Origin of the sequence: Staphylococcus sp. GDH8C109P (assembly GCF_017893405.1) — a bacterium.
Taxonomy (GTDB): domain Bacteria; phylum Bacillota; class Bacilli; order Staphylococcales; family Staphylococcaceae; genus Staphylococcus; species Staphylococcus cohnii.
Genome location: NZ_JAESMX010000009.1, coordinates 168,036 through 181,429, shown reverse-complemented (window position 1 = coordinate 181,429; position 13,394 = coordinate 168,036). Strand labels below are relative to the sequence as shown.

Below are 13,394 nucleotides of genomic sequence, written 5' to 3'. Positions count from 1 at the left end.
TAAGCGATGACAAAACTTTTAAATTAAATTGTGCTAATATGTACTTATTTTTTAAATAACGTGGATGAGCTACATGATTACTTACATGCGGGTGATAAACGAATGTATTTTACTTCATCACGGTCAATATCAAATTCTATAGGTGTGTGAGGATAGGTAGTATGTCGTAATTCTGACTTTGGCATATTTGATCGTTCAATATTTTTTAAAAGCGTTTGTTCAATAAAAATATTATTAAATATAGGTGGTAATGCATAATCTATAAAACCATGTTCTCTATTTAACGTGCGTATAAATAAAATTAATTTTGAAGTAATTGTTTGTTGTTTTAATGTAAACTTTCGCTTGTTTGACATTGTATGTGTATTGGAATTGAATAAAAGTAAATGTGTGCATTGTTTTTCTTTTGCAATTAAATAATTGGGTTGTATTAGTATTGTTTTTCCATAAAATGGCTTTAAGAATTGGAATATATAAACAATGGGTTCATATATTCCATGTTGGTTCATTAACGCAACATCGGATATACTTTTGTCCATTAGTTCATAGCCAACAGCAGAACCATTTTTAATCAATTGTATTGTATGTTGCATAATTTCTGTTATTCCTAAAGGTGCTTTTTGATTATATTGAGTGAAGTGATTTTTAGTAAGTTTTGAATATACACATTTATTGGGTTGTAGCTTAGAGAGTGTGATGAATTTATTATAATAATCACTATAACTTGATACGTTATTGAATTGATGGCTATGCTTTAACAACATTGCGCGTAATTCATTACGTTCTACATCAATAAAATTAAAGTCGAAATTAAATCTATGTAAAAGCGTAAAAGTGTGTTTAAGACTTTGAGTTTGGGTTAATACCCCCTCAACGTTGATTGCTAATTTGATATTTATATTTAAACTTCTAGCTTTGATGTATAAGCGGTTAATATCATTTAACTTTAAGTATTCTGAATCAAAGAGAATCATAAAGTTATACATATTATCATGAGTATAATATTTAGGTTTGAATATTATAAATTGAGAAATAGCCTGTTCTATTTGTTCATATTCTTGCTTGGATTTAATTCTAATAACCACACCCATACAGTTTGAAAAAATTGCGTCAATAAAATTGACAATACCATTTAAATTAAGTGAAGTTGATGCTAGATTACTCACATTATTTATAAGTAAATAGCAGTTTGTAAGATCACTAAAATTAAGTTTTTGGTTTAAATTTGTTTGAATAATATCCATAAGGTTATCAATATGAATAAAGATGGTAGGTTGTTTTGCCAAGTCATTGTACTCTAAGTGATCTAAATTGATAATTTCATTATCAATCGTTTGAGTATGGTTGTTTAAGTGAGTTTTGAAATAGTGTGAGTATCCACTTATATCAGTAGTTAATAACGTAATTGGCTTGTTCTGCATTATATTAAGTTTCTTTCTATACGCAAGCGGTGTTAAACAGAGATATGACTTAAATTGATGCGTATAATTAGCATAATGATTGAAACCCATATTTTCAGAAATAAGATAAATTGTGTTGTTACTATTAATAAGTTCATCAAGTGAAAGCGCAATTTTTAAACTTGTAATATAATGTTTAAAACTAATACCTAAATATTTTTTAAATAAAATTGATATGTATGAACTAGATATATAAAAAATTGAAGAAATTTCTTTGGACATGATATGTTGTGTAATGTGAGTTTGGATATATTCTGATATTTTATTTAAAAGTTCATTTTCACAATGAATTGTTGGTATATATACATGTTCAGATATTTTTTTAGCTTCATGCTCTAAGGTAGAAATAAGCTCAGTTAATTGAGGTAATTCTGTTGAATTTATGGTGTTTAACTTTTCAATCATGCTTAAAATTATTTGCTTTAAATACGCCTGAGCGTTCAATGCTTTTGCATCATAGTAACAATTAAAAAATAATTGGTTAAGCGGGATGATTTGTTGTATTGGTATTTTTAGTTCAACAAGTTGTTCTGCGTGAGTGATACAAAATAGATCACTGTGATTGATGATAGCGATATTGTTTTCAATCGAAGTTTGTTTACCATTGATATTGATATTCAATTTACTATTTAAAGAAAATAATAGTATGACTTGGTTGATACAACGTTGAGTATCTGTAGTTAAAAAATCGTGGATACATAATGTGGCATGTTCCATTCTATCTAGCAACTCCTGATAACGTATTGTTATATTGACTAAATTACATTATATAATAAATAGTTGTGAATATTAATATATTAAATATAACTATTTTCTTATTTTAAGCCCTAATTCAACTAAGAAAATTAAATTGTGCACATCATTAAATTTAAAGCAGATAAATTAAACGAACTTCTGACACAAAAATTTAAGTATTAAAGAAGGGAATTTATGAAACATATATACTCTAATTATTACAAAATAGACGATAAAATCACTGAACTAAAAAAGGATATTTTAGGTGTCGTTCTACACGATGATGCGGAAAATTATACAGCCCAAAATTATATTGCATGGTTAAATAATCGAATTAAAAAAATGAATTAGAAAAAGGATGGGCGAGCGTCTACATTGATCAAGACACTTGCTACTGGTTTCACCCGACACAATATACTGAATGGCACTGTGGAAATACATTCGCCAATACGCATTATATTGGTATCGAAAGATGTCAGTCTAAAATAAATGGCGTCTTAACGGATAGTGCATTTATGAAGGTGGAAGAAGTTAGTTTCTGGTTAGCTGCTGCAATTTTAAAGAAATATCAATTACCTGTTAATAGAGAAACAGTGAGAATTCATAAAGAATTTTATGATACTGAGTGTCCAGCTAGATCATGGTTAATTCATTTGCAACAAGCCTCAAACACTTTGTCAAACGTAAATAGGTTAAAAGATTATTTTATCTATAAAATAAAATATTATTATGATGATATTACTAAAGAAGATATGAAGTCTATAGGTTAGTGTCATTAGCAAATTAAAGTAAGTTAGTATTCATTTTTAGATGTCGTTAAAACAATTTGAAAAAACAAAGGACGCTACCATATCAAATGGTAGCGTCCTTTGTTTTAAGCATAATGATCATGCATTCTCATTTTTAATATATGGTGACTTGCGTGTATGTGTACGTCTTATTTCAAAACTTTTGCTTTCTCCATAGAAATGCGCCCACAAATGAAATGATAACTAATGAAATACCGATTACAATAACCCAAGAGATATAACTATGTTCATCAATAGGTAGTGGTACATTCATACCAAAAAAACTGAATACTAAAGTTGGCAATGTTAAAAAGACGGTAAATAGCGTCAATGTTTTCATTGTATTATTCATTTCATTTGAAAGTAGTGATGCATAAGAAGTAGTAATACTTTCTAATATGTCAGTATATAATCTTGTGGTTTCTAGTGCTTGATTATTTTCTATGACTAAGTCTTCCAGTAAATCTTCATCCTCTTCAAAACGTTTGATTGCAGGCAATCTAAAGAGTTTTTTTACTATAGTTTCATTACCTTTTAAAGCAGCTAAGAAATAAACTAAGCTCTTTTCAACTTCCATTAAATTATATAGTTGCTTGTTTGTCACATTATTTTTTAAATCACGTTCTATACGTAACCTCGTCTTATTTAATAACCTAAGGTTTCTATTATAATGATTTGCAATCGTTAATAATATATTAAGCGCAAATCGGCTATGAAAATGTAAATTTAGATTTTGATGGCTAAATTTTTCAAGAAACTCATTTTCAACATTACATACAGTAAATATTTTCTTATTACCAATTATTATACCTAAAGGAATTGTTATAAATGAGAGTACGTTAAGATTTGTATCATTAACAACTGGCAGGTCAAGGATTATAAGGGAATAGCCCGTTTCTTCATCGTATTCAACACGAGAACTTTCCTCAGTATCTAGAGGGTCTCTAATAAAATCTTCAGGTAAATGGTATAAATCTATTAAATGTTCTATTTCTTCCCAATTTGGGTCTACAACATTGATCCATGAAGCATCATCATCTAATGTTGATGTTATTATTTCTTGTGTTTGAGTATGTTTATAAGCAGTGATCACAATACAAATCTTCCCTTCATTAAATTCTTAATTATATTAGCGAAGATTAGAGCGGTTGACAAGTATCTTTCTGCATTAATTTTAATATATGCTAAAGGTAGAAATTTGTGTAATTTATAAATAGCATATTTTAAATCAGCGTAGATATAGGATTTGGAAAGGTTTGCATATTTCGGTGAAATATGATTACAGAAATGTTGAGAAAATCCTTTGCAATTTTAATGATAAATTAACATTAACTTAACAAAAATCAGTTATAATTCACATAGTTTACAAATATTTTAAAGAGGTGTAACGATGGATTCTTCTGTAATGGAGATAATTTTTACCTTTATCGGTGGATTAGGTATTTTTCTATATGGTATTAAACAAATGGGTGACGGTTTGCAAGCCGCAGCTGGTGATAGATTAAGAAGCATTTTAAATACTTTTACAAGTAACCCTTTAATGGGTGTCTTGGCTGGTATGATTGTAACGATATTAATTCAAAGTAGCTCAGGCACAACAGTAATTACTATAGGACTTGTTAGTGCAGGGTTTATGACTATGCGCCAAGCAATTGGAGTAGTTATGGGAGCGAATATTGGTACTACAGTTACTGCATTTATTATAGGTATTGATATCGGTGAATATTCGCTACCAATTTTAGCAATTGGTGCATTTTTAATTTTCTTTATTCAAAAACGTAAAGTGAAAAATGTTGGTATGATTTTATTTGGTTTTGGTGCATTATTCTATGGTTTAGAATTAATGAGTGGTGCGGTTAAACCTTTAGCAAACTTAGATTCGTTCAAGCAAATTATGTTAGATATGTCTTCTAACCCAATATATGGTGTGTTAGCAGGAACATTATTAACAGTTATCATACAAAGTTCAAGTGCTACAATTGGTATTTTACAAGGATTCTTCGCTAATGATTTAATTAGTTTACATGGTGCACTTCCTGTACTTTTAGGTGATAATATTGGTACGACAATCACTGCGGTGCTGGCCAGTCTAGCAGGTTCATTGGCTGCCAAACGTGTTGCAGCTGTCCATGTACTATTCAATGTGATAGGTGCTATTATTTTCTTAATAATTATGCCACTCTATCAACTAGTTATTGAATGGATGCAAGGGGTTATGAATTTAAAACCTGAAATGGTTATTGCATTTGCCCATGGTACATTTAATGTGACGAACACAATCATACAATTACCGTTTATTTTCGTCTTAGCATGGATTGTGACGAAGTTAGTACCAGGTGAAGATTTGAATGAAAAATATAAACCAAGAATGTTAGATAAAAATTTAATAAACAGAGCACCTAATATTGCGTTACAAGAAGCACAAGATGAAATTCAAAATATAGGGCGAATGACATTTGATATGTTCAGACATGCTAAGCATTATGACGATAAAACAGAAAAAGATATACTTCAAAAATATGCTGCTGTCGAAAGTATGTATGACAATGTAAGGCAATATTTAACAAAAATCTCAGAGAAGAAGATATCCAAACAAGATGCAGAAAGAATGTCAGTGTTATTCGATGTTAATCGAACTTTTATTAAAGTAGCAAGTTTAACAGAAGCATATTTATTAGATTTAAAGAAAAAAGAAACAGAATCAATTAAGATATCTGCAAAAGCAGAACAAAGTATTGAAAGGCTATATAACCATGTCGATGCGTCACTTGAAAAAACAATTGACATGTTTAACGTATATGACAGAGTTAAAAAAGATGAAATCGTTCGCTTGAGTAATGATTCGTATGCATTAGAACATGATTTAAGAAAAAAACACATCAAGCGCTTAAGTTCGGGAGAATGTTCTTTAGAAGGTGGCTTACTTTATTTAGATATGATTGCTATCTTAGAACGTATTGGTTACCATTCTAGAAATATTTCAGAATCTATGATTGATATAGACAATATTGAAAATGAAGATGATGAAGTGGAACATACTTTAGGTTGGTCGTATTAAAATATGATTTTAACCACAATTTATGCAAAAATTAATATTATTTAATTAGGCATGTCATAATAAGAATCGTTTTTATGATGAGTCTTTCAAATTAGAGCAGGATAATATCACTTTACTAAAGAGTGATATTATCCTGCTCTTTTTTATTAAATAAGAGGTATTTAGATAGCACTTTTCAGTACGATTGATAAATGATTTGTCAAAAGTTTGGAATACAATGGCATATCAAAATGAATACATTTTTAATCCTTAGTAAATCGATAAGGATACTTGACAAAATGATAGAGTGCGCCTAAGATTGTAACTAATATAATTTTCAGAAATCGATTGGGGGATTGTTTATGACATCTATTAGCATACTTGATCAAAGTCCAATAGATCACAATGAAACAGTTAGTGAAGGGATAAATAGAACTGTTGAACTAGCGCAATTAGCAGAAGGATTGAATTATACAAGATATTTTGTTGCAGAGCATCATAACATACAAGAGGTCGTTGGTACGAGCCCTGAAATATTAGTTACACATTTATTAAACCAAACAAGTCGAATAAACGTTGGTTCTGGTGGGGTTATGTTACAGCATTATAGTCCATTCAAAGTGATTGAACAGTTTCATTTTATGAGCCAAATTGCTCCGGGAAGAGTAGATTTAGGTATTGGTAAAGCACCTGGTGGTTTTCCTTTAGCGACACAAGCTTTGCAAGAAGATATTAAAAATGCACCGACATCTTTCAATGATAAATTTCACCTTCTAAATCAATTTAATAATGAAAACTTTCCTGAAGAAAATCCGTATTCAAATTTAAAAACAACGATTCGTAATAAAGAGATTGAGAAACCGCATGTTTTTCTTTTGGGAGGAAGTGAACGGTCAGCACGCTTTGCTGCAGAAGAAAAAGTCGGTTTTATTTATGCATATTTTTTGAATTCTAATAATGATCTTTTACACAAAGCAATTCGTACATACAAAGCATTTTATCCTGAAGGGAAAATAATTATAGCCTTAGCTGCTGTTGTATCGAATAGTGAAGCAGAAAGTGCGTTAATTGAAGAAGGGCGCACAAATTATGTTTTGCACTTTGATGACGGTCAAAAATTAACGGTGTCAAGCGAACATCAAATAGATGATTTTAAAAAGCAAAGTTCAAGAACCTTTGAAATTGAAGAACAACAAATAGAAGTATTTAATGGTACAGCTGAGTCCATAAAACAACAAATTCATGAATTAGATATAGATGATCAAGTTGATGAATTTATGTTTCATATGCCAGTACAAAACCACTCATTAAGATTAAAAACAGTAGAGCAACTAGCACGTGTATATGAGAAAACGAATTTGAAAGCAGGGGTAAAATGACAAATAAAAAAATAGATTTTGGAATTATGTTGAATGGTCCTGGTAGCCATATGCATGCTTGGAAATCAAATGACGTCCCAAGTGATGCAAGTACAAATTTTGATTTTCAACTTGATATTGCTCGTAAAGCAGAAAAAGCTGGCTTTAGTTTCGTTTTTGTAGCAGACGGATTATATATCAATGAAAAATCAATACCACATTTTTTAGATAGACATGAACCATTAACATTTTTAGCAGCACTTGCGCCAATAACACGTCAAATTGGATTAGTAGGTACGATTTCAACTTCATATAGTGAGCCGTTCACAGTGGCCAGACAACTTTCAACCATTGATAAAATCAGTAAAGGCCGTGCAGGTTGGAATGTAGTAACTTCACCTTTAGCTGGAAGTGCTGACAATTATAGCAAAGGAGACCATCCAGAACATGATATTCGATATGATATTGCTGAAGAACATATCCAGGTAGTACAAGGCTTATGGGATTCATATGAAGATGATGCATTTACATTTGATGTTGAGTCAGGCGAATATGTGGATAAAAGTAAGATGCATACATTAGATTACAAAGGTCAATATTTCCAAGTCAAAGGTCCTTTGAATGCAAGTCGTTCTGAACAAGGTCAACCTGTTATATTTCAAGCTGGAGCTTCTCCTAAGGGACAAGCTTATGCAGCTAAATATGCTGATGCTGTCTTTACACTAGGTGAGTCACTTGAGATTGCGAAAAGTAATTATGACAGTATTAAAAGCCAAGCCCAAGCATTTGAGCGTGACCCTGATCATGTTAAAGTTTACCCAATGTTAGCACCAGTCATTGGCAAAGATAAAGACGAAGTAGAAAGACGACTAAATGAGCTTAAATCACTAGCGACAATTGAGGAAGCTTTAGATTACTTAGGAAGATATTATGATCATCATGACTTTAGTCAATATGAGTTAGATGCACCATTTCCAGAATTAGGTGATGTAGGGAAAAATAGTTTTCGTGCTACGACTGATGCGATTGCTGAGCGAGCAAAATCACAAAATTTAACGTTAAGAGAAGTTGCTCTAGAAGAAACAGTAAGACAGTCACCATTTACAGGTACTTATGAAGAAGTAGCAGCATTGATAATTGAATGGTTTGAACAAGGTGCAGCAGATGGCTTTATCTTTGGTCCACATGTTTATGGTGAAATATATGATGAATTTTTAAATGAAGTGTTACCAATATTAGAGTCAAAAGGTTATTATTCAAAATCTTATGAAGGTAGTACATTACGTGATCATCTTGGTATTCCTTTTAAAGAAAATAGATATAGTCGAACAAAAGTAGAGCATAACTAATTTAATTGAATTTTAAGGAGTGAAATAGAATGTCTGAATATAGTGCAACTTCACATCATTCGCAAGTAGATGTTGAACAAGAGCAAATAAAAGAAAAAAGAAAATTCCAATTACCACACGTGTTATTAATGATGTTGATGATGATGATGTTTGCATGTTTATTGACATATATCATTCCGGCTGGCGAATTTGATACTACAAAAAGTGGTGAGATTGTACAAGGAACTTATCATGCTATTTCACAAAATCCAGTTAATCCGTTTTATGCGATTACCTTAATATTAAATGGCGGTATACAATCTGCTCAAACTGTAACTTTACTGTTGTTTGTTGGTGGGGCAATTGGTGGTATGTTGCAATTGGACTCAGTGAAGAAGTTAACAAATTATATGATATGTAGATTTGAACATGCAGGTGCTTTACCTCTTATTATTGGATTATTTTCTTTAATGGCATTTATAGGATTTTTTGTAGGTGGCGATCAGATGATTGTCTTTGTCACGCTCGGTGTAATTTTAGCGAATAGGTTAAAATTAGATCCAATTATTGCCCTTGGTATGACCTTCCTACCTTTGTATATGGCCTTTTCAGTTTCTCCTTCAGGTATGGCTAAAATTGGTCAAATCGTTTATCCGGAGGTCACTTTATATTCTGGATACGGCGGTAGAGCAATTATGTACATAGTGTTTTTATTGGTCACTTTATTATATGTTATCTGGTATGCGAGAAGGGTTATTAAATCACCCAATAAAAGTTTAATGAACACAACATCTTGGCAACAAAATGATACACAAACAACAACTGCAGAAATTGATTTAAAAGATAGAACAATTAATTGGAGAGATTTGGTTGTAGTAGGATTAGTGATTTTTACACCCATAGTATTAGCGATAGGCAATGGTATGTTAAGTTGGACTGAGAAATATGGCAATGGTGTATTTATAACTGTTTTTGGTATTAGTTTTGTGCTTGCTTATCTAGTCAAAAGTAAACGATCTAGTGAAATGGTGGATGGATTTTTAGCAGGAGCAAAACCAATGTTAGTTGTAGCTTTTGCCATTATCATGGCAAATACTATCAGTGTCATACTTGAAAAGGGTAAAATTTTAAGTACGATTGTCAATGGATTGACGACACAACTTGATGGCTCTTCATCAGGTGTCGTTTCAATATTAATATTTTTAGTAGCAACAGTATTTAACTTTTTAGTACCATCGGGTTCAGGTTTAATGAGTGTGATGATTCCAATATTACAACCTGTTACACATACGCTTGGTGTGAATGATCAAATATTGTTAACTTCACTATCTTTTGGTGGGGGATTAGGCAATTTAATCACACCAACTTTAGGTGCGACAGTTGGTGCGATTGCTATTGCAAAAGCTAATTTTAGTTCTTGGTTTAAGTTTATGGCGCCATTATTTTTAATCTGGATTATCGTAGGTTCAATTGTGTTGTATATCTTCACTACTGTTGGATGGACAGGTGGTATATAAAATGATTGGATAAGTATTTTAAGTAAAAAATAAGCTGTACCAATTAGGTGAGTAATGTTTTTCCTAATTGGTACAGCTTTTTATTTTGTGAAATTTTGTTATTAAACAACAGTTAATTTAAATGGTGTGTGTTGTAACCATTTTTTATTGGGTGCTTCATCTGTTATAACTTCAGAAATGTCAGTGATTTTAGCGAATGATAAAGTAGATGAGATATCAAACTTACTGTGGTCTATCAAAGCAATTACTTTTTCACTTTCTTGAACCATCTGCTTTTTGAGTTGAACTTCAGGTAATGAAAAATCAGTTAAACCATTTTCTAAGGTAAAACCATTTGCAGATAAAAAGAAGTAATCAATATGGTACATTTCTAAAATTTGTGAATCAATGTTTCCGGTAATCGCGTTTGAATCTTGAGAAACAAACCCTCCAACTACGAGCACTGTTAAGTTAGGATTTTCTTTTAAAAGTACTGCATTTTCCAACCCATTTGTAATAATAGTAAGTTCCATGGTAGTTTCAGATATTAATTTTGCAAGTTCATACGTTGTTGAACTTGCGTCTATGAGTATACATTGTTGTGGTTCTATTTTATTTAGTGCAAACTCACTTATCTTATGTTTTTCACGATGTTTTTGTGTTAAGCGGTAAGAAAAGTTTAACTTTGAAGTCATCGTATCATTTACTTTTGCACCGCCATGTGTGCGTGTAACCTTATTTTCACTTTCCAAAAGTCTTAAATCACTTCGAACCGTTGCTTCTGTCACGCTTAAGTAATCTGAAAGCTGTTTTACAGTAGCTCTTTTATGTGACTTTATATAAGTATATATGTGTTCTCGTCGTTCATCTGCATACATTTTCATATGATTCGCAACCTCCTTATGCTCATGATTTAGTTTAACACAATTTTTTATAAAAATAACAAAACAAAAGCAAAACGAAAATAAACGAAAAAATATTTGAAAGAAATGAAAATATATATTAGAATTGTAGTTATAAATGAAAGCGTTTTCTAATAAAAGAAGGGGTTGTTGAAAATGACAAATAAAAATTATCCAGACAAAATGAATGCAGTTGTAGCATATGCGCCAGGGGATTATAAATATGAAACAGTAGATACACCGATAATTGAGAATTCAAAAGAAATTATTGTAAAAGTTGAAGCATGTGGCATTTGTGCAGGAGATATTAAAGCATATGGTGGCGCACCAAGTTTTTGGGGCGATGAAACACAACCTTCTTATATTAAAGCACCGATGATACCTGGACATGAGTTTATTGCACGTATTGTTGAAAAAGGCGAAGATGTGACTGATTTTGAAATAGGTGATCGTGTTATTTCCGAACAGATTGTACCTTGTTGGGAATGTAGATTTTGTAAGCGTGGCGAGTATTGGATGTGTGAAAAACACGACTTATATGGTTTCCAAAATAATGTAAATGGCGGTATGGCTGAATACATGAAATTCACTAAGGAAGCAATAAATTATAAAGTTCCTGAAGACTTACCGATAGAAAAAGCAATTCTTATTGAACCATATGCTTGTAGTTTACATGCAGTACAACGTGCAAACATCAAATTAGGGGATTTCGTTGTATTATCAGGTGCTGGAACATTGGGTCTAGGTATGATAGGAGCAGCTAAAAAATCAGGAGCTGAAACTCTGGTTGTACTAGATATGAAAGATGACCGTTTAGAATTAGCGAAACAATTTGGTGCAGACATTGTGATGAATCCAGCTAAAGTTGATGTGGTAAAAGAAATCAAAGATATGACGGAAGGTTATGGTTGTGATACTTATATTGAAGCGACAGGTCATCCTAAATCTGTTGAACAAGGTTTAAGTGCCATTAGGAAGTTAGGTAGATTTGTAGAGTTTTCTGTATTTGGCGATCCAGTAACTGTTGACTGGAGCATCATTTCTGATCGTAAAGAACTAGATTTAATGGGAAGTCACTTAGGACCTTATTGTTATCCTCTTGTGATAAATGGTATACAGAATGGCGACTACCCTACTGATGGTGTAGTGACCCATCAATTACCACTTCAAGAATTTGAAGAAGGATTCGAATTAATGAAAAAAGGCGATAAATCACTGAAAATTGTACTTGTACCTTAAAATAGCGAAATGATAGATAAGCATAGACAGTTAAAAGGAGAGACTATAAATGAAAAAGATGATTAATAATCCTGATAATGTCATAGATGAATTAATGGCTGGATATTTAATTGCTTATCCCGAATATATTAAACGTTCAAACTTACATCAAAGAGCATTAATTGGTAAAAAACGCCACCCCAATCGTAAAGTGAGTGTCTTAATTGGTGGAGGGTCAGGACATGAGCCGGCTTTTATCGGCTATGTTGGCCAAGGTATGGCTGATGGTGTGGCAATAGGTAATATATTTGCTTCACCTTCACCAATTCCTATACAAGCTGTTACCAGAGAAATTCATGATAGTCATGGCGTGTTATATATTTATGGAAACTACGCAGGAGATTTAATGAATTTTGAGATGGCCAGCGAAATGACAGAAGTTGAAGATGATATTGAAACTGCAGTTGTTATAGGAAACGATGATGTCGCTTCAGCGAAGGAAATTGAAGAGAGACGTGGTATAGCAGGTGAATTACTGGTTTATAAAGCAGCAGGAGCTGCTGCAGATTTTGGATATGATTTAGAGGAAGTCCGTCGTATTGCGCAACTGGCTAATGATCACACACGCTCTATGGGTATTGGATTAAGCCCTTGTTATTTACCTCAAACAGGCAAACCAAGTTTTGATCTTGAAGATAATGAGATGGAAATTGGATTAGGACATCATGGTGAACCAGGTATTGAAAAAACAACGATACGTACAGCACAAGAAACCGTCCAAGTGATTATGAAAAATATTTTGAAAGAGGGACTTTATCAACCAGACGATGAAGTAGTTGTCCTAGTAAATGGTTTAGGTGCGACTTCACAAATGGAGTTATATATTATCAATAAAGAAGTTGATGCAATATTAAGTGAAAACAATATTAAGACATATAAATCATATGTGGGTAATTTTATTACATCAATGGAAATGGGTGGTTTCTCAGTGACGTTGATGAAATTGGACGAGACATTAAAGTCATGCATAGATCATCCTGTCGATTGTCCAAACTTTAAGGAAGTCTAGGGG

11 protein-coding genes are annotated in these 13,394 nt (G+C 32.0%); 8 read left to right on the top strand and 3 right to left on the bottom strand.

All coding sequences use genetic code 11. The features are described 5' to 3' along the window. Window positions 1-77: 77 nt before the first annotated feature. Window positions 78-2,177 carry an AraC family transcriptional regulator Rsp gene (rsp, locus tag KA867_RS02740; RefSeq protein ID WP_107384833.1) on the bottom strand — a complete coding sequence of 700 codons (2,100 nt, stop codon included), beginning with the start codon at window positions 2,175-2,177 and terminating at the stop codon, window positions 78-80. 213 nt (window positions 2,178-2,390) lie between these two features. Between rsp and KA867_RS13375 the strand changes: the two genes are divergently transcribed. Together KA867_RS13375 and KA867_RS13370 are read left to right on the top strand one after the other, a co-directional pair. Next, the gene (locus KA867_RS13375) at window positions 2,391-2,546 is read left to right on the top strand and encodes a hypothetical protein (RefSeq protein ID WP_226952035.1); all 156 of its coding nucleotides are present in this window, start codon (window positions 2,391-2,393) and stop codon (window positions 2,544-2,546) included. A 23-nt stretch (window positions 2,547-2,569) separates the two neighbouring features. After that, on the top strand, window positions 2,570-2,965 hold the full coding sequence (locus KA867_RS13370; RefSeq protein ID WP_319016626.1) for an N-acetylmuramoyl-L-alanine amidase: 396 nt from the start codon (window positions 2,570-2,572) through the stop codon (window positions 2,963-2,965). Between the two features lie 172 nt (window positions 2,966-3,137). Here KA867_RS13370 and KA867_RS02730 read toward each other — a convergent pair whose 3' ends face one another. Then, entirely contained in the window at window positions 3,138-4,076 is a 939-nt protein-coding gene (locus tag KA867_RS02730; protein ID WP_210136997.1) for a magnesium transporter CorA family protein, read from the bottom strand. 297 nt (window positions 4,077-4,373) lie between these two features. Between KA867_RS02730 and KA867_RS02725 the strand changes: the two genes are divergently transcribed. The 4 genes from KA867_RS02725 (at window position 4,374) to KA867_RS02710 (ending at window position 10,223) form a co-directional block, all read left to right on the top strand. Then, a complete protein-coding gene (locus tag KA867_RS02725; RefSeq protein WP_119535795.1) occupies window positions 4,374-6,041 on the top strand; it encodes a Na/Pi cotransporter family protein in 1,668 nt (555 codons plus the stop codon). A 341-nt stretch (window positions 6,042-6,382) separates the two neighbouring features. Next, complete coding sequence (locus KA867_RS02720) at window positions 6,383-7,399, top strand: MsnO8 family LLM class oxidoreductase (protein ID WP_210136996.1); 1,017 nt, start codon at window positions 6,383-6,385, stop codon at window positions 7,397-7,399. Next, window positions 7,396-8,727 carry an LLM class flavin-dependent oxidoreductase gene (locus KA867_RS02715; protein ID WP_210136995.1) on the top strand — a complete coding sequence of 444 codons (1,332 nt, stop codon included), beginning with the start codon at window positions 7,396-7,398 and terminating at the stop codon, window positions 8,725-8,727. Before KA867_RS02720 ends, KA867_RS02715 begins: the two co-directional genes overlap by 4 nt. Before the next feature lie 29 nt (window positions 8,728-8,756). Then, window positions 8,757-10,223, top strand: a complete 1,467-nt coding sequence (locus KA867_RS02710; protein WP_210136994.1) for a Na+/H+ antiporter NhaC family protein — start codon at window positions 8,757-8,759, stop codon at window positions 10,221-10,223. Window positions 10,224-10,324: 101 nt separating this feature from the next. On the opposite strand, the gene KA867_RS02705 is transcribed toward KA867_RS02710, so the two are convergent. Continuing rightward, the gene (locus tag KA867_RS02705; RefSeq protein WP_107384827.1) at window positions 10,325-11,086 is read right to left on the bottom strand and encodes a DeoR/GlpR family DNA-binding transcription regulator; all 762 of its coding nucleotides are present in this window, start codon (window positions 11,084-11,086) and stop codon (window positions 10,325-10,327) included. Window positions 11,087-11,260: 174 nt separating this feature from the next. On the opposite strand from KA867_RS02705, the gene KA867_RS02700 reads away from it, so the two are divergent. Continuing rightward, window positions 11,261-12,343 carry an MDR/zinc-dependent alcohol dehydrogenase-like family protein gene (locus KA867_RS02700; RefSeq protein ID WP_107385701.1) on the top strand — a complete coding sequence of 361 codons (1,083 nt, stop codon included), beginning with the start codon at window positions 11,261-11,263 and terminating at the stop codon, window positions 12,341-12,343. 49 nt (window positions 12,344-12,392) lie between these two features. After that, window positions 12,393-13,391 carry a dihydroxyacetone kinase subunit DhaK gene (locus tag KA867_RS02695; protein ID WP_107521349.1) on the top strand — a complete coding sequence of 333 codons (999 nt, stop codon included), beginning with the start codon at window positions 12,393-12,395 and terminating at the stop codon, window positions 13,389-13,391. The last annotated feature ends 3 nt before the right edge of the window (window positions 13,392-13,394 follow it).